This is a genomic window from Denitromonas halophila, from assembly GCF_007625155.1.
GTDB lineage: Bacteria > Pseudomonadota > Gammaproteobacteria > Burkholderiales > Rhodocyclaceae > Nitrogeniibacter > Nitrogeniibacter halophilus.
The window spans coordinates 61,476-87,831 of record NZ_VMNK01000009.1 but is presented as its reverse complement, the minus strand read 5'-3'; the positions used below and the strand labels follow the sequence as shown (position 1 = coordinate 87,831).

Below are 26,356 nucleotides of genomic sequence, written 5' to 3'. Positions count from 1 at the left end.
GGCCCCACTGGATGCTCATGACCCAACACGCCGAAGCGCTGACTATTGCCGAACGCCACCTCCTGACGCCGACCGGACTTGACCTGTCGGTGCTCGAACGGGTCTTCGGCCAGATGCACGCCCATCAGCTCGACTACTCCGACCTGTATTTTCAGTATCACCGTACCGAAGCCTGGAGCCTCGAAGAAGGCATCGTCAAATCGGGCAGCTTCAATATTGATCAGGGCGTTGGCGTGCGCGCCATCAGCGGCGAGAAAACCGCCTTCGCCTATTCCGACGACATCAGCCTCAACGCCTTGCTGGCCGCCGCCGATGCGACCCGTGCCATCGGTGAGGCCGGCGGCAGCGGCAGCACCCGCATCGGCAAGCCGATCGTGGTGCCCTCGCGCTACCGCGGAGTCGATCCCTTCCTGTCCCTGGCCGATACCGACAAGGTGCGTCTGCTTGAGCGCCTGGAACAATTCGCGCGCGCGGAAGACAGTCGCGTCAAGGAGGTGATGGCGCATCTGGTGGGCTCGTGGGAGACCATTCTGGTAGCGCGTAACGATGGCCATCTTGCCGCCGATGTGCGCCCGCTGGTGCGGGTATCGATCTCGGTGATCATGGAAGAAAACGGCAAGCGCGAGCAGGGCAGTGGCGGCGGCGGTGGCCGTTTTGACTACGCCTGGTTCGACGACGATCGCCTGCGTGAATACGCCCGCGCGGCGGTGCATCAGGCCAGCGTCAATCTGTCGGCCGAGCCGGCGCCGGCCGGCACCATGACCGTCGTGCTCGGCTCTGGCTGGCCCGGCATTCTGTTGCACGAAGCCATCGGCCACGGTCTGGAGGGCGACTTCAACCGCAAGGGCAGCTCGGCCTTTGCCGGCCGCATGGGCCAGCAGGTGGCGGCCAAGGGCGTCACGGTGGTGGATGATGGCACGCTGGCCGACCGTCGCGGCTCGCTCAGCATCGACGACGAAGGCAACCCCACACAATGCACCACGCTGATCGAAGACGGCGTGCTCACCGGTTACATGCAGGACATGCTCAACGCCCGCCTGATGGGTGTGGCGCCGACCGGCAACGGCCGACGCGAGTCGTTTGCCCATCTGCCGCTGCCGCGCATGACCAACACCTACATGCTCAACGGGGGGCATGACCCGCAGGAGATCATTGCCTCGGTCGATCGCGGGCTGTATGCGGTCAACTTCGGTGGCGGTCAGGTGGACATCACCTCGGGCAAGTTCGTGTTTTCGACTGCCGAGGCCTATCTCATCGAAAAGGGCAAGGTCACCCGTCCGGTCAAGGGCGCGACCCTGATCGGCAACGGCCCGGATGCGCTCACCCGCGTGGCCATGATTGGCAACGACATGACGCTTGACCCCGGTGTGGGCACCTGCGGCAAGGACGGCCAGAGCGTGCCGGTGGGCGTCGGACAGCCCACTTTGCGCATCGATCGGCTCACCGTCGGCGGCACCGCTTGATCCAAATCAGCTGGCCGGTTGCTTTGTATTAAGGAATGAAAAAGCGCGTCGTTACACCATGCATGCTGTTTGTAAATTTTGGTGACGAGATGATGCGTAGAAGGGATGTAATCAAGGCCACCTTGGGCGGCATGGGCGTGCTGGCAATGCCGCGGGTGTTTGCCGCGCCAGGGGTTGCGCCGGCCGTGGTGGACACTTTCCTGAGCTTGCCTGAGGCGATCAACAAGGCCGGTCGTCAGCGCATGCTGTCGCAGCGTTGCGCCAAGGCCTGGCTGATGCAAGGGCTGGCGGTGACGCCCGGCGTCGCCACCACGCTTCTGCAGTCGTCAATGGCACTGTTCGAGACGCAGATGACGGAGCTGTCGCGCTTTGTGCCGACGGCCGATGTGCAGGCCGCGCTGGTGCAGTTGAGCGCCGACTGGCAGAGCTATCGCGCGGCACTGCTGGTGCCGCCGTCGCCCGAGAGCGCAGCGCAGATCTATGCCCGAAACGAAGCCGTGCTGAGCGCCGCGCACGCCGCAACACAGGCCTACGAGCGCGCGTCGGGAACCACCGAGGGCCGGCTGATCAACGTGGCGGGCCGTCAGCGCATGCTCTCGCAGCGCATGGCCAAATTTGTTTACTTCGCCCGTTACGGGGTCGAGTCAGAGGCCTCGATTGAGGCGCTCGGCAAGGCGCGCGAGGAGTTCATCAAGGCGCTGGAGCTGCTCAAGGCGGCGCCACAGAACACGGCACAGATCACCAACGAACTTTCGCTGGTCGATCAGCAGTGGTTCTTCTTCCAGAACGCGCTCGGGCAGGGCAGTTCGCCCAAGGCGTTGCTTGCCATCGCCACGACCAGCGAGCGGATTCTCGAGCAGCTCAATCTGGTGGTCGGCTTGTACGAATCCTTGGCCAGGCCTGCCTAAAACAAGCGGCCTTGCCGATCGGCACCCGGGGGCGTGAAGCGCTGGGTGTCGAGCGCCTGATGGCGCGGGGCGAGGCCGAGCTGCTTGCAGGCCAGGGCAAATCGCTGGCGGTAAAGATCGGCAAACAGGCCGGTGCCGCGCATGCGCTCACCGAAGCGGGCATCGTTCACCCGACCGTCCCGCAGTTGACGGACCAGGCTCATCACATGCGCGGCGCGGCCCGGCGCGTGTTCGGCCAGCCAGTGCTCGAACAGCGGCCCGACTTCGCGCGGCAGTCGCAGCACCCCATAGCCCGCCGTGCTTGCGCCCTGCGCGCGCGACGCTGACAAAATCGTTTCCATCTCTTCGTCGTTCAGCGCCGGAATCAGCGGCGCGAACAGCACACCGACCGGCACGTCCGCGTCGGCCAGCGTGCGAATTGTGCGTAGCCGGCGGTGCGGCGCGGTCGCGCGCGGCTCCAGGGTGCGGGCCAGCTCGGCAACGAGGGTGGTGACGGACACCATCACCTGCACCAAGCCTTCGCGCGCCATCGGCCCGAGAATGTCCAGATCGCGTTCGATGAGCGCCGATTTGGTGATGATCACCACCGGGTGATGGCACTCGGCCAGCACCTGGAGAATCTCGCGCGTGACACCAAGCTCCCGTTCCACGGGCTGATAGGCATCGGTATTGACGCCCAAGGCGATGGGTGAGCAGCGATAGCTGCGGGCGGACAGTTCGGCGCGCAGCAGCGAGGCGGCATCCGGCTTCCATGCCAGGCGCGTCTCAAAGTCCAGCCCCGGCGACAGCCCCAGATAGGCATGGCTTGGCCGGGCGAAGCAATACACGCAGCCGTGCTCGCAGCCGCGATAGGGGTTGATCGATTGCGTGAAGGGGACGTCGGGCGACTGGTTGGTGGTGATCACGCTGCGAGCCGTGTCAATTTGCAGTTGCGTGCGTAACGGCGGCGTCGGCGCGTCCTGCGGCCAGCCGTCGTCGCTGGGCTCACGTTGCCAGTCGAGAAATCGGCTGTCCGGCGCGCGGGCGGTGCCGCGGCCTTTTGGGGGGGCTGTGTTCATGGTGTATGTCAGTGTCGCGAGCATCGGCGTGTGGGGTCAAGCGGGCGTGTTCAAGTTCGCCGCGTGGGTGCCGACATAGTGAGAGACGGCATGCCGCTTGCCGTCAAGGCCTCCGAGGAGAGGGCATGACCGATCTGACCAATGCCGTCGCGCAACTTTCTGGCCAGGCCCTTGCCGAGGGCGGGTCGCTCAGTGCGGTTGAGATCAGTGTGCTGATGGACAATCTGCCCGTGGGTGTGGCGTTGGTCGATGCCGCGTTCACCGTGCGCATCTTCAACCGTAAGGCGCGCCAGTTGCTCGATTTTCCCGACAGCCTCTTTGCCAGCCGAATGCCGACGCTGAGGGAGTTGTTTTTGTTCAACGCGCAGCGCGGCGAATATGGCGACGGTGACCCCGAGGCGCATGCCGACGCGCTGGTCGAGCGCAGTCGCAAGCGAGAGCCTCATCAGTTTGAGCGCGACCGACCCGACGGCTCGGTGCTGGACATCCGCGGCGAACCCCTGCCCGGCGGCGGCTTTGTGACGATCTGGACCGATATCACGGCGCGCAAGCGAGCCGAGCGCGAGGCCGAGGCACGCGCCAGCCAGCTTGATCTGGTGATGAATAATGTGCCGGGCAAGCTTTCGTTTTTCGATGCTGAACTGCGCTGCGTCTATAGCAACAAGCGTGACCTGGTTTTTGGTGGCGTCCAGGCCGGCGAGAGGGGCAAGACCCTGCTGGAGCTGGTGGGCGAGGCGGTGTATCCGGAGATCGAGGGCTATTTCCGGCGGGCGCTCAACGGGGAGTCAACGGCCTATCAGCGCCCGTTTACCCGGCCGGATGGCAGTGCCGGCTATCTTCAGGTATGCGCCTCGCCGCATCGCGCGGCCAGTGACGACGTGATCGGCGTATTCACGATCGGTCAGGATGTGACCGATCTCATGCAGGTCGAAGCCGCGCTCAAGGAGCGCAATGCCGAGCTTGAAGCGGCCAATCAAGCGCTGGCGACGACGCATCAACAACTGCTTCAGACCGAGAAGCTGGCCTCGATCGGGCAACTGGCCGCGGGCGTGGCCCACGAGATAAATAATCCGGTGGGTTTTGTCAGCGCCAATCTGTCGACGCTGGGCGGCTATGTGGGCAAGCTGCTCGCGTTGGCCGAGGTTTGCGAATGCAGCTTGCGTGAGGTGTTGCCGGTGGGCAGCGCCGCGCTGAGCGCGTTTGAGGCGGCCTGTGCGGACGCCGATCTCGATTTTGTCCGCGATGACATCGTCGCCTTGCTCGATGAGTCACGCGACGGACTCGATCGGGTACGTCGTATCGTGCAGGACCTGCGCGATTTCTCGCGCGCGGGCGGCGATGACCAATGGCAAATGGCTTCGCTCGAAGCGGGCCTCAATGCCACCGCCAACATCGCGCTGACAGACATGAAGCATCGGGTGACGGTGAGTCGGGAATACGGTGACATACCGGAGGTCGAGTGCCTGCCATCACAACTGAATCAGGTCTTTCTCAATCTGATCGTCAACGCTGGCCACGCCATCACGGACACCGGCACCATCAGCTTGCGCACCGGGGTGAGCGAGGATGCCGCCGAGGTGTGGGTGGAGGTGGCTGATTCCGGCTGCGGGATTCCCGTCGAGCACCTCAGCCGGCTGTTTGATCCCTTCTTCACCACCAAGCCCGTCGGGCAGGGGACCGGACTGGGCCTGGCGCTGTCTTACGGTATTGTGGAAAAGCACGGCGGCCGGATCGACGTACGCAGCACCGTGGGCGAGGGGACGAGCTTCCGGGTGTCGATCCCGCGCGAGCGCCCGACGCCCGACTGAGCGGGTCGCCGCGCGGAGCGACAGTGCGCCCCTCGCGCTACTTCCCGGCCACGACCGGGATGCCCTTGAACGCGGCGGTGCCGGTTGTGTGCGGCAGTTTTTTGAGCGCCTCGGCGAAAATCGCCGGGACGCCCAAGGCCTTGGTCAGTGGCGCCTCGCGCGTTGCGATTGCCTGCAGGTTGGCGTGTTTCACATGGCCGAAGCCGCGAAGCTGGCGGGGCAGCTCAGCCAGCGCGATGGCTTTGTCGAGGTTTTCCGCGGTCAGTCGCTTGAGCAGGGCGTCGATCAGTTCGGCGTAGGTGTGGGTCAGTTCGCGCTCCATGCGGCGCTCGGCGGTGCGACCAAACAGGTCGAACAGGCCGCCGCGCAGGCGCTTGCCGCGCGCCAGCCAGGCCATGGCGCGCATCAGCCAGGGGCCGAAGTCGCGCTTGATCAGGCGGCCGGCGGTATCCACCTTGGCGAGCAGGGGCGGCGCCATATGGAAGCTCAGTTTGAGATCGCCCTCGAAGGTGTCGCGCAGCGCGTCCATGAAACGGCCGTCGGTGTACAGCCGCGCCACTTCGTATTCGTCCTTGTACGCCAGTAGCTTGGCGTAGCCGAAAGCCACGGCCTCGGTCAGCCGTAGCGGGGCGTCGGTGCCGACCAGCGCGGTCTCGGCCCGGCGCACTTGATCGACCAGCGCGGTGTAGCGATCGGCGTAGGCGGCGTCCTGGTAGGCGGTGAGGTGCGCCACGCGATGGGCGATCAGCGCGTCCAGCGTCAGCGTCTTGTGGGCGGGCTCTTCGGCAAGTTCGAGCACCGCGTCGGGCTTCTCGGCGGCCAGCCGGCCGAGGTGGAAGGCCATGCGATTGGTATCGACCGCCACGCCGTTGAGGGCGATGGCGCGCTCCAACGCGGCGAGCGAGACCGGTACCCGGCCACGTTGCCAGGCATAGCCGAGCAGCAAGATATTGGCGCCGATCGCGTCGCCGAGCAGGCGCAGGGCGAGGTCGTAGGCGTCGACCGACTCCATGGCCTCGTCGCCGGCGGCGAAGCGCAGCTTGTCGAGCAGGGCGTCGGCATGCAGCTGGGCGTCCGGGTCGCGCACGAAGCGGTCGGTGGGGTTCTGGTGTTCGCTGGCGATGATGCGAGTGCGGCCGTGGCGCACGGTCTGCAGCGCTTCGGCCGAGGCGCCGACCACCAGGTCGCAGGCGAGCAGCAGGTCGGCCTGCTGGGTGTCGATGCGCACCTGGTTGAGCAACTCCGGCGTCTTCGCCCAGCGGATGAAGGCCAGCACCGCGCCGCCTTTTTGCGCAAAGCCCATGAAGTCGAGCTGCGAGCTGGCCAGGCCGTCGAGGTGGGCAGCCATCGATACCAGCGCGCCGACGGTGACTACGCCGGTGCCGCCGACGCCGGTGATCAGCAGGTCATAGGGCGCATCGTCCAGATGCGTGTGCGGCGTGGGCAGGTCGTGGATGAGGTGGTCGAGCGTGGCCGCGTCGAGCTTGCCGACACGCTTCTTGAGCGTGGCGCCGGCCACCGAGACGAAGCTGGGGCAGAAGCCCTGCACACAGGAAAAGTCCTTGTTGCAGGAGGATTGCTCGATCTGGCGCTTGCGCCCGAGCGGCGTCTCCAGCGGGATCACCGACAGGCAGTTGGACTGCGTACCGCAGTCGCCGCAGCCTTCGCACACCTCGGGGTTGATGAAGATGCGGCGGTCCGGGTCGGGGTAGGCGTGCTTCTTGCGCCTACGGCGTTTCTCGGCGGCGCAGGTCTGGTCGTAGATCAGCGCGGTGACGCCTTCGATGTCGCGAAGTGTGCGTTGTACGGCGTCCATTTCGCTACGGTGATGGAAGGTGGTGCCGGGCGGAAACAGTGCACCGGCGCCGTCGTATTTCTCCGGCTCGTCACTGACTACGGCGAGGCGCTTGACGCCTTCGGCTTCGACCTGACGAGCGATGCGCTCGACGCTGATCACGCCATCGTGGGCCTGACCGCCGGTCATGGCGACCGCGTCGTTGTAGAGAATCTTGTAGGTGATGTTGGCGTGGGCGGCGATGGCCTGGCGGATGGCCAGGCTACCCGAGTGGAAATAGGTGCCGTCACCGAGGTTCTGAAACACATGCGGGCGACGGGTGAAGCGGGCGTGGGCCGACCAGTCGGCCCCTTCGCCGCCCATCTGGATCAGGCCGGTGGTCTGGCGGTCCATCCACGAGGCCATGAAGTGGCAGCCGATGCCGGCCTGGGCGACCGAGCCCTCGGGCACCTTGGTGGAACTGTTGTGCGGGCAGCCGGAGCAGAAGTAGGGCAGGCGGCGCACGGCGTCGCCGGCATTCGACAGCACCTCGGGGGCGGTGAAGTCGCACACATGGCTGAGCCGGTCGAGCGCCGGGCGGTGGCCGGCCAGCCAGCGGGCGAAGGCCGGCATGATGCGCGAGGGGCGCAACTCGCCCAGCGCCGACAAGAGCGGTGCGCCGTCGGCGTCGTGCTTGCCGATCACCCGCGTTCGCCCGCCGCGGCGGTTGAACAGCAGGGTCTGGATCTGCTCCTCGACCACCGGCGCCTTTTCCTCGATCACCAGCACTTCGTCGAGGCCGTCGACCAGCATGTCGATTCGCGTCGGCTCGAGCGGGAAGACCAGCCCGACCTTGTAGAGGCGGATGCCGGCCTCGGCCAGATCGTCGAGCGTGAGTTCGAGCCGGCGCAGCACTTCGAGGAAGTCGAAATGCGCCTTGCCGACGGTGACGATGCCGAGCGTGGCGTTTGGTGTGGTGCGAATCCAGCGGTCGATGCTGTTGTGCTTGGCGAAGGCGCGCACCGCGTCGAGCTTGTCGACCAACCGTGCTTCGAGTGCCAGGCTGGGCAGGTCGGGCCAGCGGTAGTGCAGGCCGCCGGCGGGCGGGGGGTAGTCGGCCGGCGGCGGGAAGTCGTGGCGCACCGCGTCGAGGTCAACCGTCATGCCGCTCTCGACCACTTCCGAGATCGCTTTGAAGCCGACCCAGTTGCCCGAGAAGCGCGACAGCGCCCAGCCGTAGAGGCCGAACTCCAGATATTCGGCGACGTTCCCGGGGTGGATTACCGGCATGTGCCAGGCCTTGAGCGTGAGATCGCTCTGGTGCGGCATCGACGAGGACACGCAGCCGTGGTCGTCGCCCAGCACGGCCAGCACGCCACCATGGGGCGACGCGCCGTAGGCGTTGCCATGCTTGAGCGCGTCACCGGCGCGATCGACGCCGGGGCCCTTGCCGTACCAGATGGCGAACACGCCATCGACGGTGCGCTGATCATCCGTTTCGACCTGCTGGCTGCCGAGCACCGCGGTGCCGCCGAGCTCTTCATTGATGGCCGGCTGGAAGGCGATGCCCGCCGCGTCGAGCTGCTTTTGCGCCTTGCCCAGCGCGATGTCGTAGCCGCCCAGCGGCGAGCCGCGGTAGCCACTGATGAAGCCGGCGGTGTTGAGGCCGTGGCTACGGTCGAGCTGTGCCTGCATCAGCGGCAAACGAACCAACGCCTGGATGCCGGTCAGGAAGACGACGCCATGCTCGGCCTCGAAGGCATCGCTCAGGGTGTAGTCGGGGCGCGCCAGCGGTGCGCCCGGCTCGGCCTGGAAGGCCAGCGGGGCGTTCGGCGCGCTCACCCAGGGTTTGGGATGGCGCATGTCTCTCTCCGTGGGGTCGATCACTGCCGGGGAGGCCCGGCCATGTCGCCCGTCATGTTTTGTGGTGATGAAAGTTTAGGTGCGATGAACGGTCTGTACGTTCCTCTCTTGCCGATGAGCGGGGATTAATGAGAGTCTGTGTTCTTGATATGCATCAATTTGGAGGATGTTTGTGCTCGAGCGATTTGTGCGCCGCATTCTGGCGGAACTGCAGCGTGATGCGCGTCAGTCGGTGCAGGAGATCTCCGCGCGGGTGGGCTTGTCATCCACGCCCTGCTGGCGGCGCCTCAAGGAGATCGAAAAAGCGGGGCTGATTCGGCGCCACACGGTGTTGCTCGACCGCGAGGCGATCGGCCTGAAGGAATGCCTGTTGGCGCATGTGACGCTGGCACGGCATGTGGGCACGGCAGTCGACGAATTCGAGCGGGCCGTGCTGGCGCATCCGGAAGTGATCGAGTGTTACTCGACCACCGGCGACGCCGACTACATTCTGAAGGTGGTGGTGCCCGACATGAAGGCTTACGACCACTTCCTGCACAAGCAGATTTTTGCCATTGCCGGCGTGGCCAATGTGCGCACCGCGGTGGTGTTGCGGGAGGTGAAGTACGACACGGTGCTGCCGATCGATACCGAGACCCCATAAGCTGCCGGCAATAAAAAACCGCCCCGGAGGGCGGTTGGGGGCGGCGACGGGTGGGCTCAGTTGTTGCGCAGCAGGTCCAGCCGGCGGGCCTCGGCGTCGCTGATGTACTCGAAGACACGAATCACTTTTTTGACGCCGTCGGTGGTGCGTGCCACCTGGGTCGCGGCATCGGCCTCTTGCTGGGTCACCAGCCCCATCAGGTACACCGCCGAACCTTCGGTGACCACCTTGATTTGGTTGGCTTGCACGCTGGCCGAATCAATCATGCGGGCTTTCACCTTGGAGGTGATCAGGGCGTCGTTGCTGCGCGAGGTCAGCGAGCTGTGGCCGGCAACTTGCACATCGTTGGTGACGCCGCGCACATTGGGCACCACCGAAATGAGTCGCGGCAACTGATCGCGCATCCCCGCATCAGGCGCCTCGCCGGTGAGCAGCACATTGCGATTGTAGGACGTGATGTTGACGTGCACATGGTCGCCGAGCTTCTCCTTGATCTGGGCGGCGGCTTTCCATTCGATGGCTTCGTCTTCCACATAGGCGCCGGAGCTGCGGCGGTCCGACACCATCAGCGCACCCGTGCCAACACCGGTGGCGACCAGCGGGAAGCAGCCCTGCAGGGCTGGAACAACGCCAGCGACCAGGGCCAGCGTCAGTACGGTACGGCGCAGGGATTGACTCATTTATTCGACTCCTAATAGCAAACAATCGATGCCATCACACAGGCAGTGAAGGATCAGTAAATGGACTTCCTGGATGCGCGCGGTGCGCTCGGCCGGGACGCACAGGTGGACATCTTCCGGCCCCAACAGTTCGGCCATGCGCCCGCCGGACTTGCCAGTGAGGGCGATGACGGTCATTTCGCGCTCGTGCGCGACCTTCATCGCTTCGATCACGTTGGGCGAATTGCCGCTGGTGGAAATGGCCAGCAACACGTCGCCCGGGTGGCCCAGCGCGGCGACCTGTTTGGCAAAGATCTGGTCGTAGGCGTAATCGTTGGCGATGGAGGTGATGGTGGAGCTGTCGGTGGTCAGCGCGATGGCGGCCAGCGGCGGGCGCTCCATCTCGAAGCGATTGACCAGCTCGGCGGCAAAATGCTGGGCGTCGGCAGCCGAGCCGCCGTTGCCGCACGCGAGGATCTTGCCGTTGTTCATCAGGCTGCCGGTCATCACGTCCACGGCGTGGGCGAGCGGCGCGGCAAGCACCTCGAGCGATGCGCGCTTGGTGGCGATACTCTGTTCGAACTGGTCGGTAATGCGACTGATGAGATCCATCGTGAATCCGCTGACTCTTGGCCTGAAACGAGCGCCGATTCTAGCATGCGGCCTGTCGGCGCCCGGTGTGGCCGACGCGCTTCGTTACATTCTCGTCAGGTGTCGAAGGCGCCGCGGATCCACTCGATGCGGGTGCTGTCGAGCGCGTCGAGCAACACCACGTCGAAGCGGCAGGGCGCGTCGGCGAGCCGGCCGGCCTGGGCCAGCCAGTGGCGTGCGGCGAGCACGATGCGCGCCTGCTTGCGCGGTGTGATGCTGGCCGCGGCGCCGCCAAAATCACTGCGTCCACGCAGGCGGACCTCCACAAATACCAGGGTCTTGCCGTCACGGCAGACCAGGTCGAGTTCGCCGCCGCGGCAGCGGAAATTGCGCGCCAACGTGCGCAGTCCCGCCGCGTTCAAATGCGCCTCGGCCATCTGTTCGGCGATCTGGCCGCGTTCGGCGGCTTGCCGTTGAGGGGCGAGGCGGTCGACAATGGCGGACTTGCACATCAGAGCCAGGCGTTTCATGGACATCAACGAATCACCGCTTTCCAGGACGCCGTCATTGTATGTGGTGGCCACGCCGATGGGGAATCTGCAGGACATTACCCTGCGCGCGCTGGCCGTGCTGCGGGCGGTCGATGTGGTGGCGGCGGAAGACACCCGCCACACCAAGGGGCTGCTCAGCGCCCACGGCATCGCTGCCACCTTGATGGCCGCGCATGAACACAATGAAGCCCGGGCGGCCGAGCAGATCATCGGGCGCCTCGCGGCCGGTGAGCAGGTGGCGTTTGTGTCGGATGCCGGCACGCCCGGCATCTCCGATCCTGGCGCCCGGCTGGTCGCAGCAGTGCGTGCAGCGGGGCATCCGGTGGTGCCGGTGCCGGGGCCGAGCGCCGTGGTGACCGCGATGTCGGTGGCGGGGTTTGTCGAAGGCGGCTTTCACTTTGTCGGCTTTTTGCCGCCCAAGTCGGGCGCACGCCGCAGCCGGCTCGAAGCGCTGCGCGAGGGCACGGATGTGACGGTGTTTTATGAGGCGCCGCACCGGGTGCGCGACAGCCTGCGCGACATGGCCGAGGTGCTCGGCCCGGATCGCGAGTTGGTGGTCGCCCGCGAGCTGACCAAGCGTTTCGAAGAGATTGCGCGCCTGCCGCTGGGCGAGGCGCAAGCCTGGCTGGATGCCGACAGTAACCGCGAGCGCGGCGAGTTCGTGTTGCTGGTGTCCGGCGCGACGCCCGTCGAGGGGCTGGATGTCGAGGCCGAGCGGGTGCTCAAGTTATTGCTGGCCGAGATGCCGACCAGCGCGGCGGCCAAGCTGGCCGCTGAAATTACCGGTCAGCCCAAGAACGCGCTCTATCAGCGCGCGCTGGCCATCAAATCCAATGCCGAGACGGGCCTATAATCCGGCCCGACAAAAAAAGCGAGGTTAACGCATGCAAACACTGACCATTACCCGCCCCGATGACTGGCACCTGCATGTGCGCGACGGCGCCGCGCTGGCGGCGGTTGTGCCCGACACCGCGCGCCGCTTCGGTCGTGCCATCATCATGCCGAACCTGCGCCCGCCGGTGGTCAATGCCGAGCAGGCGCGCGCCTACCGTGACCGAATTCTCGCCGCTGTGCCGGCCGGTCTCAAGTTCGAACCGTTGATGACGTTGTACCTCACAGACAATACGGCGCCCGATGAAATCGACCGTGCCCTGCAGACCGGCTTCATCCCTGCGGTGAAGCTCTATCCGGCCGGTGCGACCACCAACTCGGATGCCGGCGTGACCGCCATCGACAAGGTCCGCCCGGCGCTCGAACGGATGGAAAAGTCGGGCATGGTGCTGTGTGTTCACGGAGAGGTGACCCATGCTGACGTTGATATCTTCGATCGCGAGCGTATCTTTATTGATACAGTGCTGGCGCCGCTGGCAAAAGACTACCCGGCGTTGCGTATCGTCTTCGAGCACATCACCACGCGCGAGGCGGCGCAGTTCGTGACCGAAGCCGGCCCCAACGTGGGGGCAACCCTCACCGCGCACCACCTGCTGCTCAACCGCAACGCGATTTTCGCCGGCGGCATCAATCCGCATCACTACTGCCTGCCGGTGCTCAAGCGCGAAACACATCGTGAGGCGCTGGTGGCGGCCGCCATCTCCGGCAATCCGAAGTTTTTCCTCGGCACCGATTCGGCCCCGCATGCGCGCGGTGCCAAAGAATCGGCCTGCGGATGCGCTGGCTGCTACACCGCCAACGCCGGGATCGAGTTGTATGCCGAAGCCTTCGATGCGGCCGGTGCGCTGGATCGACTCGAGGGCTTTGCCAGCCACTTCGGTCCCGACTTCTATCGCCTGCCGCGCAACACCGACACCCTCACGCTGACACGCGCCAACACCGCCGTGCCAGCCCAACTCGACTATCTGCCAGACGACCCGTTGATCCCGCTGCGTGCCGGCGGCACCGTCGCCTGGCAACTGAGCTGATTCACCACGCACACTATGAAGCTTGACCGCCGTCTCCTGTTATTGCCGCTCATGCTGGTGGGTCTGGCCGGCTGCGAGAATTCCGCCACCGCCTACAAGGTGGAGGGTTCCGATCACGCCCTGATGCTGATGCGTGAGCAGCGCTATTTCTGGGCCGACGAGGTCGAGCAGGCCATTGTTGTCGCGCGCCTGCCCAAGTGTCAGCGTCGCGTCAGCATCTGGCCGGGCAGCGGCGACGGGCCGGTCATGAATGTCTATGAAGCCGGCTACCAGCTGTGGGCGCTGCAGCAAGGGCGCCGCTGGTATCTTGCCAGTACCGAGAAATGCCGGGTGCAGGACTGGGCCGATGCCCCTGCGACGCCGCCCGGCGCCTTGGTGGGCAGCTTCCGCATGCGCGATGGCGACATGGTGTTTGAACCCGCGTCGGGCGACAAGTGAGCGACCGCCCGGACTACCTCGTGCCGGCGGCGCTGGCCAAGTGGCCATTGTTTGCGCCCCTGGCGGCGTTGCTCGAAGGCAGCGGTGATCGTTTGCCCGGCCTGCTGGCGCTTAACCGGCTGGTCGCCCAGGCCACCCCCGACCTGGCAAGCGCCAGTGGTGAGGCGATTCGCTTTGTGCTGCCGGACGCGATCAGTGCCGACTACGAGCAGGCGGTATTCGACAGCGGGCAGGTCGCCACGCGAGACGACAATTGGCACGACTATTTCAATGCCCTGGTGTGGGCGGCGTTTCCGCGCGCCAAAGCCGCGCTCAATGCCTGCCACATGCAGGAGACTGCGCTGGCGGGTGTGACCCGGTTGCGCGGTCGCGGCCCAGTGCGCGACGCGCTCACCCAGTTCGACGAGTGCGGCATGCTGGTGCTGGGAACTGACGATACCTTGCTGGCGGCCATGGCCCGTCACGACTGGTTGTCGGCTTTCTGGGGGGCACGCGCCCGCGTGAAGGCGACGACACGATTTTTGCTTTTCGGTCACGCGTCTTACGACCAGATGCGTACACCATTCAATGGACTGTGTGCCAAAGCCATCTACATTGCGGTGCCCGAGTCGGTGCTGTCGATGCCTTTGTCGGAGCAAACCGCCTGGGCCGATGCGTGGCTCGCGAACCGATTGGCCGACAAGGGATTGCTGGTCTCGCCGCGCGATTTGTCGCCGTTGCCGCTGCTCGGCATTCCGGGCGTGGTGCGCGAAAACGCGGTGCGTGAGTTCTATGAAGACACGGCCCAGTTCCGCCCCTTGGGCGCGCGCGCGCCGGCGCCCGTAATCTCCGACGTGGAAGCGAGCGCGCTCGCGCTATAATCCGCGTCGGGAAGTTCGCCAGGCAGTCGCGACACGCGCAAGCGTATCGAGGAAAGTCCGGGCCACATAGAGCAGGATGCCGGCTAACGGCCGGGCGCCATACGCCGAAAGGCTAAAGCGACGGAAAGTATTGCCCGAAGGGGTGATCATCTCGTGGATTGTGATCTGCGCCGCTTGCGGTGGGGAAACCCGAGCAGACACGGGGTGGCAACAGAAAATAAACCGCCGACGACCGCAGATGTCGGGTCAGGGTGAAACGGTGGGGTAAGAGCCCACCGCGGACGTGGTGACACGGACGGCATGGCAAACCCCATCCGGGGCAAGGCCAAATAGGGGAGCATTGGCGTGGCTCGCGTCGCTCCCGGGTAGGCTGCTAGAGCGGCGTGGCAACGCGTCGCCGAGAGGAATGACTGCCCGGCGCCCGCAAGGGCGTTTGACAGAACCCGGCTTATCGGCGGACTTCCCACTTCCCGCCTTTTTCTCCGTACGCATCAATCAAATGCCCCCACCTTTCCCCACCGCGGGGCGATGCGGGCGTGATCATTTCGCGTGAAATCTCCAATACATTCCCGTTGTCATTGATTTGGCTAAGAAAATGCCTTTCTCGACATCGTCGAGGCATTCGGTAAGTGGTTGTGTCCATTGGCAAAACCCTCGATTTGTGCGCTTGACCCCCCTTGTTCTATGCACTAAAGTGGGGTCAAGTGCACAAATGTGGGAGAGAGTGCACCAAATCTCTCTTCCGAACCGTCCTGAGGGGGTGCGATGTTCCAAGGCGCTGCAGCGCTCAGTCTCGATGCGAAGGGTCGCCTGGCGATCCCTGCGCGGCATCGTGACGCGCTGACTGCGGGCGCCGGCGAACTGGTGGTGACGGGGCATCCGCACCGCTGCCTGTTGATTTATCCCGCCGATGCGTGGCAGCCGATTCGCGACAAAGTGCTCGCGGGCTCCAGCCTTGAGCCGCGCTCGGCGATGCTCAAGCGCTTGCTGGTCGGTTTTGCGCGTGAAGAGCGCCTGGACGGCGCCGGTCGAGTGCTGGTGGCACCGGAGTTGCGGCAGTTTGCCGAGCTCGAAAAGTCGGTGTGGCTGGTCGGTCAGGGCTCGCATTTCGAGTTGTGGTCCGATGCGGGCTGGCAGAAGCAGCAGGAGCTCATGTTCGGCATGGGCGCAGATCTGTTGCCGCCGGGCCTGGAAGATCTGGCGCTATGAGCTCCGCTGCCTCCCATGTCAGCGTCCTCCTCTCCGAAGCGATTGATGCACTGAATATCCGCCCGGACGGGTGTTACGTCGATGGCACCTTCGGTCGTGGCGGTCATAGTCGCGCCGTACTCGAACGCTTGGGCCCGACGGGCCGTCTGGTGGCGTTTGATCGCGACCCGGTCGCCATCGCGGCAGGCGCAGAACTGAAAGACCCCCGTTTTCTTTTGATCCATGCCCCGTTCAGTGAAATGGCGCAGTCGCTGGATGCCGCAGGCATTGGCCAGGTCGATGGCATTTTGCTGGATCTGGGGGTGTCTTCGCCTCAGCTGGATGAGGCGGAGCGTGGCATGAGTTTCCGTTTCGATGCGCCGCTGGACATGCGCATGGATACGAGTCGCGGTGAGACCGTGGCTCAGTGGCTGGCCCGAGCGGAGGTCGGCGAAATTACCGAGGTGGTGAAGGACTATGGGGAAGAACGGTTTGCTTATGCGGTTGCAAAGGCGATTGTTGCTGCTCGGACAGGGGGGGCTGTTGCAACCACTGGACAACTTGCCGCACTCGTGGAGAAAGCGGTCCGCACGCGCGAGCCGGGGCAGCACCCAGCGACGCGCACCTTCCAAGCTCTTCGGATTTTCATCAACGCGGAGCTTGAGGAGCTGTCGTTAGTTCTGCCGCAGTGCATGAACCGCTTGGTAGCGGGTGGCCGGCTGGTGGTGATCAGTTTTCACTCGCTTGAAGACCGCATCGTCAAGCGCTTCATGCGTGACGCGTCGGTGCCGCCGGCATTGCCGCGTGGTATGCCGGTGCGTGAGGCCGATCGTCCGGCACCGAAGCTGCGTCTGGTGAGCAAGGCGGTCAAGGCCGGTGAGGCCGAAGTGCGGGCCAACCCGCGTGCGCGCAGCGCCGTGATGCGCGTAGCCGAACGGACGGAGGCCTGATCATGCTGCGTATCGATGTATTGCTCGTGGTGGTGGTGGTGGCCAGCGCACTGGGGGTGGTGGCTTCGCAGCATCAGGCGCGGAAGCTGCACACCGAGCTGGAGCGCGATCAGTCGCGCATGCGCCAACTCGAAGTCGAGTGGGGGCAGTTGCAGTTGGAGCAAAGCACTTGGGCGGCGCATGTGCGGATCGAGAAAATCGCCCGCCAGCGCTTGCGTATGCAGGCGCCGGGAGCGTCCCAGACGCTGGTCGTGGAGGGCTCCCCGTGAAAAAGCGAAGTGTCACCTTCAACCATAATCCACTTCTTGCGAAAGGGCTGCCGGTCTGGCGGCCCCGTGTCGTTTTGTTGGCCCTGTTGTTTGGATCCTTCGCGCTGGTGGCGCGGGCGGCATATTTGCAGGGTGTAAATGACGAGTTTTTGCAGGCCAAGGGTGAGTCGCGCTATGCGCGAGTGATCGAGATCCCGGCGACCCGCGGCAAGATTACCGATCGCCATGGCACGGTCCTGGCGGCGAGTACGCCGGTCAAATCGATCTGGGCGATTCCAGGTGATGCCAAGCCGACGCCGGCCGAAGTGCGCAAATTGGCTGGTTTGCTGGATATGGACGTTCGCGATCTGAATCACCGCCTGGCGCGTGACAGCGATTTCGTCTACCTCAAGCGGCAGGTGCCGCCCGAAGTGGCCGAGCAAGTGGCGAACATGAAGCTCGCCGGCGTCCACGACCAGCGGGAGTATCGGCGCTATTACCCCGGTGCCGAGGTGATGTCGCACCTGCTCGGCTTTACCGGCGTCGATGACCATGGCCAGGAAGGGGTGGAGCTGGCCTATGACAGCCAGCTCAACGGCAAGCCGGGGTCGCGCCGGGTGATCAAGGATCGCCGTGGGCAGATCGTCGAGGATGTGGAGTCGATCCGCACGCCGCAAGAAGGCAAGGATATTGCCCTGTCGATCGACGCCAAGATTCAGTACCTGGCCTACACCGCGCTGCAGAACGCGATGGAAACGTATCGCGCCAAAGCGGGTAGTGTGGTGGTGCTCGATTCGCGAACCGGCGAGGTTTTGGCGATGGTGAACGCGCCGACCTACAACCCCAATAACCGGGAGTCGCTCAGCGGTGCGCAGCTGCGCAACCGGGCGGTTACCGACACCTTTGAGCCGGGTTCGGTGCTCAAGCCGATTATTGCGGCGATGGCGCTCGAAAGCGGAAAGTTCCGGTTCGATACCGTGATTGATACCGGCAATGGCCGCATGGCGCTGGCCAATTCAACGATCTCCGACACCAAACCGCATGGCCGACTGACGGTCGCCGAGGTCATCCAGAAGTCATCGAACGTCGGCGTCGTGCGGATGGCAATGACCTTCAAGCCCGAGGAGATGTGGCAGGTCTATGACGACCTGGGTCTGGGCTCGTCGCTGCAACTGGGCTTTCCGGGCGAAGCCTCCGGGCGGCTGCGCCCGGCAAGTACCTGGCGCCCCATCGAGCAGGCCACCATGGCCTATGGCTATGGGGTCTCCTCCAGCTTGATGCAGCTGGCGCGTACTTATCTGGCGTTTGCACGCGATGGCGATCTGATCCCGGTGACGCTGACTCGTAGCGAGGTGCCTCAACTGACCGGCCGTCGCGTGTTCTCGGCGCAAACGGTGCGCGAAACCCGCGCCATGATGGAGATGGTGACCCAGGAAGGCGGTACGGCGATTCACGGCCGGGTGCCGGGCTATCGCGTGGCCGGCAAGACGGGGACCTCTCACAAACTGGAAGGCGCAAAATACACCAGCAAGTACATCGCCTCCTTTGTGGGCCTGGCGCCGGTGAGTGACCCGCGCCTGGTGGTGGCGGTGATGATCGACGAGCCGGCCGGCAAGCAGTATTACGGCGGCCAGGTGGCGGGCCCGATCTTTTCGAATGTCATGGCGGGCGCCTTGCGTGCCTTGTCGGTGCCGCCCGATGCGCCGATCACGCCGATGCAGGTTGCGCGCAGTAAGGAAGAACTCGCTGCTCGGGGGCGCATGTGAGTCAGGCAGAAGCCCTTCGCCTTCTCGACGCGCTGCGCGCGGCCGGCGTGAGCGTGCGTGGTCTGAGTGTGGACTCGCGTGCGGTGGCGCCGGGCGATGTGTTTCTCGCCCATCCCGGCTTGCGCAGCGACGGCCGCGACTATATCGACCAGGCCGTTGCCCGCGGTGCGGCGGCGATTATCTATGACACTGCCGATGGTTTTACGCCGCCTGCTGCCGGCGTGCCGATGCTGCCGGCGACCGGTTTGCGTGGCATTGCCGGCTATCTGGCCGATGCCGTGTTTGATTCGCCATCGGCCAAGCTTTGGGTGGCCGGAGTGACCGGTACCAATGGCAAGACCACGGTCAGCCAGTGGCTGGCACGGGCGCTGGCGCTGCGCGGCGCGCCCTGCGGCGTGATTGGCACCCTGGGTAGCGGCTTCCCGGACCAGTTGATGGAAGGCCTGCACACCACGCCCGAGGCAGTGGCCGTGCATCGCACGCTGGCCTGGCTGCGCGACGAAGGTGCGCGGGCCGTCGCGATGGAAGTGTCTTCGATTGGCTTGCATCAGGGCCGGGTTGCCGGTGTGCGCTTCGATGTGGCGATATTTACCAATCTGACCCGCGACCACCTCGACTACCACGGCGACATGCAAGCCTACGGTGAGGCCAAGGCCGACTTGTTTCGCCTGGATATCGATCACGCGATCATCAATCTCGATGATGCGTTCGGGGTCGAGCTGATCAAGCGCCAGGTGGCCAAGGGCGCCTCGGTGATTGGTTACACCTTGATGGCTGAGAACGCCGCGCTGGCACCGGCCGGCCGCGCGCTGGTCGCTGAGTCGCTGAGCACCACGGCCGCCGGCGTACGCTTTGTGGCAAGCTGGCAGGGACGGCGAGAGCCGGTGAATGTGCCCTTGGTGGCCGACTTCAACGTCTCCAACTTACTGGCCGTGATGGGGGCACTGCTTGCGCGTGGTGTGTCCTTGGAAGGCGCGGTTCAGGCCTGCTCGCGCCTCAGCCCGCCCGTCGGACGGATGCAGATGCTGGGCGGCATTGGCGAGCCGCTGTTGCTGGTGGACTACGCACACACGCCCGATGCGCTTGAGAAAGTGCTGGTGGCCGCGCGCAAGACCGCGCAGGCCCGCAAAGGCCGTTTGTTCTGCTTGTTCGGATGCGGCGGTGATCGGGATGCCGGCAAGCGCCCCCTGATGGGCGCCGTGGCCGCGGGCATCGCGGATGTGGTGTGGCTTACCAGCGACAACCCGCGCAGTGAAGACCCGGAGCAGATTCTGGATCAGGTTGCCCTCACGGCAGGCGCCAACATGCATCGCATGGCGGATCGCGCGCGTGCGATTCAGGTGGCCGTGGCCGCGGCGAGCGCCGACGATGTCTTGGTGATCGCGGGCAAAGGGCATGAGCCGTATCAGGAAATTCAGGGCGTACGCCATCCGTTTTCCGATGTGGAACACGGTCGTGCTGCCCTGGCGCAATGGGGCAGTGGCCACGGAGCGCACACATGATTGATTTGCAGACATCGGCTCGCGCGATTGGCGCACAGGCCACCGGCGCCGCGACATTTGATGCGGTGCTCACCGATTCGCGGGCGCTCAGCGCCGGCTGCCTGTTCGTGGCGTTGCGAGGCGAGCGCTTTGACGGGCACGACTTTCTTGAGGCTGCCCGGCAGGCCGGTGTAGCCGCCGCGATGGTCGATCGCGCCTATGCCGATGCGCATGCGCCAAGCGACGACATGCCCTGGTTGGTGGTGGACGACACCCGACTGGGGCTGGGCGCTTTGGCGGCCTGGTGGCGCCGGCAGTTCGACTTGCCGCTGATCGGTGTGACCGGCAGCAACGGCAAAACGACGGTCAAGGAAATGTGTGCCGCCATTGCTGCCGCGCGCGTCGAGCGCGAGGGCGGTGATCCGGCGCTCGGCGTGTTGGCCACGGCCGGCAACTACAACAACGATATCGGCCTGCCGCTGACACTGCTGCGTCTGCGTGCCGAGCATCGCATCGCGATCATCGAAATGGGCATGAACCACCCCGGCGAAATCGCCTACCTCACCGGTCTGGCTGCGCCGACGGTGGCCTTGGTCAGCAATGCGCTGCGCGCGCATCTGGAGGGCCTGGGTGATCTGGACGGTGTGGCGCAGGAGAAGGGCGCCATCTACAGCGGACTGGTCGATGGCGGTGTCGCCGTGATCAACGCGGATGACGCGTTCGCCGACTACTGGCGCGGCGTCAACGCCGAACGCCAGACGCTCACTTTTGGCCTTGGCGCGTCGGCCGATGTGCGCGCCGACTGCGTGCTGCATGGTCTGGGCGTGCGCATGACCTTGCACGTAGGTAGCGAGGCGGCGAGTTTTCCCTTGCAGGTGCCGGGCTTGCACAACGCCCGCAACGCCTGCGCAGCGGCGGCGGCCTGCATGGCCGCCGGCGCGAGTCTGGCCGATGTGGTGGCCGGTTTGTCGGCCTACCATGGCACGCGTGGGCGCCTCACCCAGCGCGCCGGCCTGAACGGTGCGACCGTGCTGGACGACACCTACAACGCCAACCCCGATTCGGCCCGCGTCGCCATCGACGTGCTGGCCGCCACGCCGGGCCGCAAGGTGCTGGTGTTGGGCGATATGGGCGAGCTGGGCGAGACCAGTGCGCAAATGCACGATGAGGTCGGCGGCTACGCCAAGAGCCAGGGCATTGATTACCTGCTGGCGCTCGGTCAGGCCAGCGTGGTGGCGGCGGGCAATTTTGGTGCCGGCGGCGAACATTTCGAGCGCATCGACGATCTGGTCGCTGCGCTGAAAAAACTGATGGACGAGAACACGGTGGTGCTGGTGAAGGGCTCGCGCTTCATGCGCATGGAACGGGTGGCCAATGCGGTCGCGAACGACACGATCGAGGCCGGGGAGGGAACGCATGCTGCTTGAATTCGCCCTGTGGCTCGGCCAGGACGTTCGAACCTTCAACGTGTTCGGTTACATCACGCTGCGTGCGGTACTGGCAGCGCTGACGGCGCTGGCGATCTCCTTCATTTTCGGGCCGGCGGTAATCCGCTGGCTGGCGGCCAAGAAAATTGGTCAGGCGGTGCGCGACGATGGCCCCAAGTCTCACCTCACCAAGGCGGGTACGCCGACCATGGGCGGCGCGCTGATCCTCATCGCGATCGGCTTCACCACACTGCTGTGGGGTGATCTGCGCAACCACTATGTGTGGGTCACGCTGCTGGTCACGCTCGGTTTTGGCGCCGTGGGCTGGGTGGATGACTGGCGCAAGGTGGTGCACCGCGACCCGAAAGGGCTGGCCAGCCGCTGGAAGTATCTTTGGACCTCGGTAATCGCGCTGGCCGGCGCACTGGTGCTCGGCCTGACGGCGACCGATCCCGCGCAGACCACGCTGATCGTGCCCTTCTTCAAGGACGTGGCCTATCCGCTCGGCTTCGGTGGCTTCGTGCTGCTCAGCTATTTCGTGATCACCGGCACCAGTCACTCGGTCAACCTCACTGACGGCCTTGACGGTCTGGCGATCATGCCGACAGTGATGGTCGCTGGCGCGCTGGCGATCTTCGCCTATGTGGCGGGCCATGCCGGGTTCTCGAAGTATCTCGGTGTGCCCTACATCGCGGGTGCGGGCGAGCTGGCGGTGTTCTGTGGGGCCATCGCCGGCGCCGGACTCGGCTTCCTGTGGTTCAACGCCTACCCGGCCGAAGTGTTCATGGGCGATGTCGGTGCGCTGGCGCTGGGCGCTGCGCTGGGCACTGTGGCCGTGGTGGTGCGCCAGGAAATCGTGCTCTTCATCATGGGCGGCCTGTTCGTGGCCGAGACCCTGTCGGTGATGTTGCAGGTCATCTATTTCAAGCTCAGCGGCGGCAAGCGCATCTTCCGTATGGCGCCGCTGCATCACCACTACGAATTGGGCGGCTGGAAGGAAACGCAGGTGGTGGTCCGCTTCTGGATCATCACCATCATGCTGGTGCTGTTCGGGTTGTCCACGCTGAAACTGCGCTGAGGAAAACATGGGCATGTGGCAAGGCAAACACGTATTGGTGCTCGGGCTGGGTGAATCCGGCCTGGCCCTCGCGCGCTGGTTGGCGCGAGAGGGGGCATCGGTGCGTGTGGCCGACAGCCGTGCCAACCCGCCCGGTGCCGAGGCGTTGTGCGCCGCGCTGCCCGGCGTGTCGCTGACCGCAGGTGCGTTCGATCTCGATCTGCTCGTGGGTGTTGATGTGCTGGCGATCAGCCCGGGGCTCGATCCGCGCCAGCCGGTGATCGCAGCAGCGCGTGAGCGCGGCATCCCGGTCACCGGCGAAATTCAGGTGTTTGTGGATGCGCTGACAGCGCTCGGTGAGCGCGATCGCTGCCGCCTGATCGCCATTACCGGTACGAACGGCAAGACCACCACCACGGCGCTGACCGCCGCCTTGTGCCGTGCGGCCGGGGCGGATGCGGTGGAAGCCGGCAACATCAGCCCCGCCACACTCGCGGTGCTGCTCGACCGACTCAATGCCGGCCAGCCGCTGCCCGACTGCTGGGTGCTGGAGTTGTCCAGTTTCCAGCTCGAGACCGTGTCCGAGCTGTGTGCCGATGCGGCCGTGGTGCTGAATATCAGCGACGATCACCTTGACCGCTACGATTCGCTGGCCGACTACGCTGCCACCAAGGCGCGCATCTTTGCCGGTGCGCGGGTGGCCGTGGCCAATCGCGATGACGCACGGGTCGCCTCGATGCTCGGTGACGCTGCCAGCGCGACCTTCGGGCTCGACAAGCCGCATCGCGTGACCGACTACGGGATCTGCGATGGCCATCTGGTTCGCGGTGATGAATCGCTGATCGCCATCGACGCGCTGCCCCTGGCCGGCCTGCACAACGCCGCCAATGCGCTGGCCGCGCTGGCGCTGTGCGAGGCGATCGGCCTGTCGACCGAGCGTTTGCTTGACGGCTTGCGGACCTTTCGCGGTCTGCCGCACCGGGTTGAGCGCATCGGCGAGCGTGACGATGGCGTCACCTATTACGATGACTCCAAAGGCACCAACGTCGGCGCCACCATTGCCGCGCTGGCCGGCTTGCAGCGCTCGGTGCTGTTGATCGCCGGCGGTGATGGCAAGGGGCAGGATTTTTCGCCCCTGCGCGAGCCGGTCACCCGGCATGCGCGCGCAGTCATTTTGATCGGCCGCGACGGGCCGCAGATTGCCGCCGCGCTCGATGGCACCCATGTGCCGATTGAATTTGCCGCCGACCTGCCGCGTGCGGTGTTGCGCGCCGATGCCCTGGCGCAACCGGGCGACGCGGTGCTGTTGTCGCCGGCCTGCGCCAGCTTTGACATGTTCCGCAGCTACGTTCATCGCGCCGATGTGTTTGTCGAGGCGGTGCGCGCCTTGCCCCGGGTGGCGGCTGCATGAAACTGAGCCTCTCGCTTCCCTCCTTGCTGCCGCGTCGCAAAGCCGAGAATCCGGCGGCGCGTCGTGCGGTGCATCGTCTCGGCGCACCGGAGGTCCACCCGCGCGAGCTCGATCCGATGCTGATCTGGTCGGCCGTGAGCCTGCTCATGATCGGCCTGGTGATGGTCTACTCGTCCTCCATCGCGACGGCCGAAGGCCTGAAGTATACCGGCCATCAAAGCACCTACTATCTGGTGCGCCACGGCGTGTTTCTGATGATCGGCGCGATCATCGGCGCGGTCGCTTTTCAGCTGCCGATGCGGGTGTGGCAGCAGTTGTCTCCGCATCTGTTCGTGGGCGGCGTGGTGCTGTTGATTCTGGTGGTGATCCCCGGCATTGGCCGCGAGGTCAACGGCGCCAGCCGCTGGCTGCCCGTCGGGCCGCTCAACTTCCAGCCCTCCGAGGCCATGAAGCTGTTCGCTGCGCTGTACGCCGCGGACTACACCGTGCGCAAGCTGCCGCACATGGCCAGCTTCAAACGCGCCTTCCTGCCCATGCTTGGCGTGGTGCTGCTGGTGGGCTTCTTGCTGCTCAAGGAGCCGGACTTTGGCGCCTTCGTGGTCATCACGGCGATCGCCTTCGGCATCCTGTTTCTCGGCGGCATCAATGTACGCGTCTTCGCCCTGCTGGCGGTGGTGGCGCTGATCGGCTTCATGTTGCTGATCTGGCTGTCGCCCTATCGGCGCGACCGCATCTTTGGTTTCATGGATCCGTTTCAGGACGCCTTCGGCAAGGGCTATCAGCTCTCGCACGCGCTGATCGCCTTCGGCCGTGGCGAATGGTTCGGCGTCGGCCTCGGGGCCAGCGTCGAGAAGCTGTTCTACCTGCCCGAGGCGCACACCGACTTCATCCTCGCCATCATCGCCGAAGAGCTTGGCCTGGTTGGCGTGCTGGTGGTGATCGCCCTGTTCGCCATGCTGGTGCATCGTGCCTTTGCGATCGGGCGCCAGGCGATCGATCTCGAGAAATTCTTCGCCGGATTGGTGGCGCAAGGCATCGGTCTGTGGATTGGCGTGCAGTCCTTTATCAATATGGGCGTCAACATGGGCTTGCTGCCCACCAAGGGCTTGACCCTGCCGTTGATGAGTTTCGGCGGTTCGGGCATCGTGGCCAACTGTCTGGCACTGGCGATCCTGCTGCGTATCGATTGGGAGAATCGTCAGATCATGCGCGGAGGTGGCGCATGAAGACGTTGATGGTCATGGCTGGCGGCACGGGCGGGCATATCTATCCGGGCATCGCGGTGGCCGAGGCGCTGCGCGCCGAGGGCTGGCGCATTGTCTGGCTCGGCAATGCCGACCGCATGGAAGGTCGCCTGATTCCCGAGCGCGGCTATGAAACGGCCTGGATCCGATTCGGCGCCTTGCGCGGCAAGGGCGTGATGGCCAAAGTGCTGCTCCCACTCAACCTGCTGCGTGGTTTCTGGCAGGCATTCAAAGCGATTCGCGGCAGCAAGCCCGACGTGGTGCTTGGCATGGGCGGCTATGTGAGTTTTCCCGGCGGCATGATGGCCGTGCTGCTTGGCCGGCCGTTGGTGGTGCATGAGCAAAATTCCGTGGCCGGCCTGGCCAATCGCGTGCTGGCGCGGGTGGCCGATCGGATCGTCACCGGCTTTCCGAAGGTGATCAAAGGCAGCCACTGGTTGGGCAATCCGGTGCGGGCCGATATCGTTGCGTTGCCGACGCCGGACGAGCGCTTCGCCGAGCGCGAAGGCCCGCTGAACATTCTGGTGATCGGCGGCAGTCTGGGTGCCAAAGTCTTGAACGAAACCGTACCGCAGGCGCTGGCCAGTCTGGCGGTGTCGGTCCGACCGCAGGTGGTGCATCAGGCCGGTGCCACACAGATTGAGGCCTTGCGTGAGAGCTACGCCTTGGCGCGGGTGGCGGGCGATCTGCGCCCCTTTATTGAAGACATGGCGGCGGCCTACGCGGCGGCCGATGTGGTGATCTGCCGCGCCGGTGCGCTGACCGTGGCCGAGCTGGCCGCGGCCGGTGTGGCCAGCATTCTGGTGCCGCTGCCGCACGCGGTGGACGACCACCAGACCGGCAACGCCCGTTTCCTGGCGGATCGCGGTGCGGCCTATTTGCTGCCGCAGAGCGAGCTGAGCCCCGATCGTCTGGCCGGCATTTTGCGCGGTCTCGATCGCCGTCGTCTGCGTGACATGGCCAACGCGGCCCGTGCCCTGGCCCGCCCGAATGCGGCGGCCGAGGTGGCGCAGGTGTGCCGTGAGCTGGTCGGCGAGAAGGAGTCCTAA

The 26,356-nt window shown here is 65.2% G+C and carries 23 protein-coding genes and 1 other RNA gene; 19 read left to right on the top strand and 5 right to left on the bottom strand.

The window, feature by feature from the left end; all coding sequences use genetic code 11:
* The first annotated feature begins 17 nt into the window (after nucleotides 1–17).
* Both tldD and FHP91_RS11390 read left to right on the top strand, forming a co-directional pair.
* Nucleotides 18–1,463, top strand: coding sequence for a metalloprotease TldD (gene tldD, locus FHP91_RS11395; RefSeq protein WP_144309724.1), 1,446 nt, complete (start codon nucleotides 18–20; stop codon nucleotides 1,461–1,463).
* A gap of 62 nt (nucleotides 1,464–1,525) precedes the next feature.
* Entirely contained in the window at nucleotides 1,526–2,371 is an 846-nt protein-coding gene (locus tag FHP91_RS11390; RefSeq protein WP_186301520.1) for a type IV pili methyl-accepting chemotaxis transducer N-terminal domain-containing protein, read from the top strand.
* Here the strand turns inward: FHP91_RS11390 and FHP91_RS11385 are convergent.
* Nucleotides 2,368–3,429, bottom strand: coding sequence for a PA0069 family radical SAM protein (locus FHP91_RS11385; protein WP_144309722.1), 1,062 nt, complete (start codon nucleotides 3,427–3,429; stop codon nucleotides 2,368–2,370). The two genes, FHP91_RS11390 and FHP91_RS11385, sit on opposite strands and share 4 nt — an antisense overlap.
* Nucleotides 3,430–3,554: 125 nt before the next feature.
* Between FHP91_RS11385 and FHP91_RS21460 the strand changes: the two genes are divergently transcribed.
* Nucleotides 3,555–5,237, top strand: coding sequence for a PAS-domain containing protein (locus FHP91_RS21460; protein ID WP_186301519.1), 1,683 nt, complete (start codon nucleotides 3,555–3,557; stop codon nucleotides 5,235–5,237).
* Nucleotides 5,238–5,274: 37 nt separating this feature from the next.
* Here FHP91_RS21460 and FHP91_RS11375 read toward each other — a convergent pair whose 3' ends face one another.
* Entirely contained in the window at nucleotides 5,275–8,874 is a 3,600-nt protein-coding gene (locus FHP91_RS11375; protein WP_144309720.1) for an indolepyruvate ferredoxin oxidoreductase family protein, read from the bottom strand.
* A 172-nt stretch (nucleotides 8,875–9,046) separates the two neighbouring features.
* On the opposite strand from FHP91_RS11375, the gene FHP91_RS11370 reads away from it, so the two are divergent.
* Nucleotides 9,047–9,517 (top strand): Lrp/AsnC family transcriptional regulator, encoded by a 471-nt coding sequence (locus FHP91_RS11370; protein ID WP_246116283.1) that lies wholly within the window; start codon nucleotides 9,047–9,049, stop codon nucleotides 9,515–9,517.
* Between the two features lie 56 nt (nucleotides 9,518–9,573).
* Here the strand turns inward: FHP91_RS11370 and FHP91_RS11365 are convergent, their stop codons facing one another.
* From FHP91_RS11365 to FHP91_RS11355, 3 genes are all read right to left on the bottom strand, one after another.
* Entirely contained in the window at nucleotides 9,574–10,197 is a 624-nt protein-coding gene (locus tag FHP91_RS11365) for a BON domain-containing protein (RefSeq protein WP_144309718.1), read from the bottom strand.
* Nucleotides 10,198–10,788, bottom strand: a complete 591-nt coding sequence (locus tag FHP91_RS11360) for a phosphoheptose isomerase (RefSeq protein ID WP_144178037.1) — start codon at nucleotides 10,786–10,788, stop codon at nucleotides 10,198–10,200. It lies immediately after the preceding gene.
* A gap of 95 nt (nucleotides 10,789–10,883) precedes the next feature.
* A complete protein-coding gene (locus FHP91_RS11355) occupies nucleotides 10,884–11,279 on the bottom strand; it encodes a YraN family protein (protein WP_144309786.1) in 396 nt (131 codons plus the stop codon).
* Nucleotides 11,280–11,295: 16 nt separating this feature from the next.
* Between FHP91_RS11355 and rsmI the strand changes: the two genes are divergently transcribed.
* The 15 genes from rsmI (at nucleotide 11,296) to murG (ending at nucleotide 26,356) form a co-directional block, all read left to right on the top strand.
* Nucleotides 11,296–12,171 (top strand): 16S rRNA (cytidine(1402)-2'-O)-methyltransferase, encoded by an 876-nt coding sequence (gene rsmI, locus FHP91_RS11350; RefSeq protein ID WP_144309717.1) that lies wholly within the window; start codon nucleotides 11,296–11,298, stop codon nucleotides 12,169–12,171.
* Between the two features lie 31 nt (nucleotides 12,172–12,202).
* Nucleotides 12,203–13,237, top strand: a complete 1,035-nt coding sequence (gene pyrC / locus FHP91_RS11345) for a dihydroorotase (RefSeq protein ID WP_144309716.1) — start codon at nucleotides 12,203–12,205, stop codon at nucleotides 13,235–13,237.
* Between the two features lie 15 nt (nucleotides 13,238–13,252).
* Nucleotides 13,253–13,675: a hypothetical protein gene (locus FHP91_RS11340; protein WP_144309715.1), complete on the top strand. Its 423-nt coding sequence runs from the start codon at nucleotides 13,253–13,255 to the stop codon at nucleotides 13,673–13,675.
* Nucleotides 13,672–14,535, top strand: coding sequence for a DUF3025 domain-containing protein (locus FHP91_RS11335; protein ID WP_144309714.1), 864 nt, complete (start codon nucleotides 13,672–13,674; stop codon nucleotides 14,533–14,535). The genes FHP91_RS11340 and FHP91_RS11335 overlap by 4 nt, the downstream gene beginning before the upstream one ends.
* A 10-nt stretch (nucleotides 14,536–14,545) precedes the next feature.
* An RNA gene (rnpB, locus tag FHP91_RS11330) (RNase P RNA component class A) lies at nucleotides 14,546–15,002 on the top strand.
* Nucleotides 15,003–15,300: 298 nt separating this feature from the next.
* Nucleotides 15,301–15,744, top strand: a complete 444-nt coding sequence (gene mraZ / locus FHP91_RS11325) for a division/cell wall cluster transcriptional repressor MraZ (protein WP_144309713.1) — start codon at nucleotides 15,301–15,303, stop codon at nucleotides 15,742–15,744.
* Nucleotides 15,741–16,673 carry a 16S rRNA (cytosine(1402)-N(4))-methyltransferase RsmH gene (gene rsmH, locus FHP91_RS11320; RefSeq protein ID WP_144309712.1) on the top strand — a complete coding sequence of 311 codons (933 nt, stop codon included), beginning with the start codon at nucleotides 15,741–15,743 and terminating at the stop codon, nucleotides 16,671–16,673. Before mraZ ends, rsmH begins: the two co-directional genes overlap by 4 nt.
* A gap of 2 nt (nucleotides 16,674–16,675) precedes the next feature.
* On the top strand, nucleotides 16,676–16,942 hold the full coding sequence (gene ftsL, locus FHP91_RS11315; protein ID WP_144309711.1) for a cell division protein FtsL: 267 nt from the start codon (nucleotides 16,676–16,678) through the stop codon (nucleotides 16,940–16,942).
* Complete coding sequence (locus tag FHP91_RS11310; protein ID WP_144309710.1) at nucleotides 16,939–18,687, top strand: peptidoglycan D,D-transpeptidase FtsI family protein; 1,749 nt, start codon at nucleotides 16,939–16,941, stop codon at nucleotides 18,685–18,687. The genes ftsL and FHP91_RS11310 overlap by 4 nt, the downstream gene beginning before the upstream one ends.
* Nucleotides 18,684–20,189: a UDP-N-acetylmuramoyl-L-alanyl-D-glutamate--2,6-diaminopimelate ligase gene (locus FHP91_RS11305; RefSeq protein ID WP_144309709.1), complete on the top strand. Its 1,506-nt coding sequence runs from the start codon at nucleotides 18,684–18,686 to the stop codon at nucleotides 20,187–20,189. The genes FHP91_RS11310 and FHP91_RS11305 overlap by 4 nt, the downstream gene beginning before the upstream one ends.
* Nucleotides 20,186–21,595: a UDP-N-acetylmuramoyl-tripeptide--D-alanyl-D-alanine ligase gene (locus FHP91_RS11300; RefSeq protein ID WP_144309708.1), complete on the top strand. Its 1,410-nt coding sequence runs from the start codon at nucleotides 20,186–20,188 to the stop codon at nucleotides 21,593–21,595. Before FHP91_RS11305 ends, FHP91_RS11300 begins: the two co-directional genes overlap by 4 nt.
* The gene (mraY, locus tag FHP91_RS11295) at nucleotides 21,585–22,673 is read left to right on the top strand and encodes a phospho-N-acetylmuramoyl-pentapeptide-transferase (protein WP_144178078.1); all 1,089 of its coding nucleotides are present in this window, start codon (nucleotides 21,585–21,587) and stop codon (nucleotides 22,671–22,673) included. Before FHP91_RS11300 ends, mraY begins: the two co-directional genes overlap by 11 nt.
* A 7-nt stretch (nucleotides 22,674–22,680) precedes the next feature.
* On the top strand, nucleotides 22,681–24,063 hold the full coding sequence (gene murD, locus FHP91_RS11290; protein ID WP_144309707.1) for a UDP-N-acetylmuramoyl-L-alanine--D-glutamate ligase: 1,383 nt from the start codon (nucleotides 22,681–22,683) through the stop codon (nucleotides 24,061–24,063).
* Nucleotides 24,060–25,289, top strand: a complete 1,230-nt coding sequence (gene ftsW, locus FHP91_RS11285; protein WP_144309706.1) for a putative lipid II flippase FtsW — start codon at nucleotides 24,060–24,062, stop codon at nucleotides 25,287–25,289. Before murD ends, ftsW begins: the two co-directional genes overlap by 4 nt.
* Nucleotides 25,286–26,356, top strand: a complete 1,071-nt coding sequence (murG, locus tag FHP91_RS11280) for an undecaprenyldiphospho-muramoylpentapeptide beta-N-acetylglucosaminyltransferase (protein ID WP_144309705.1) — start codon at nucleotides 25,286–25,288, stop codon at nucleotides 26,354–26,356. The genes ftsW and murG overlap by 4 nt, the downstream gene beginning before the upstream one ends.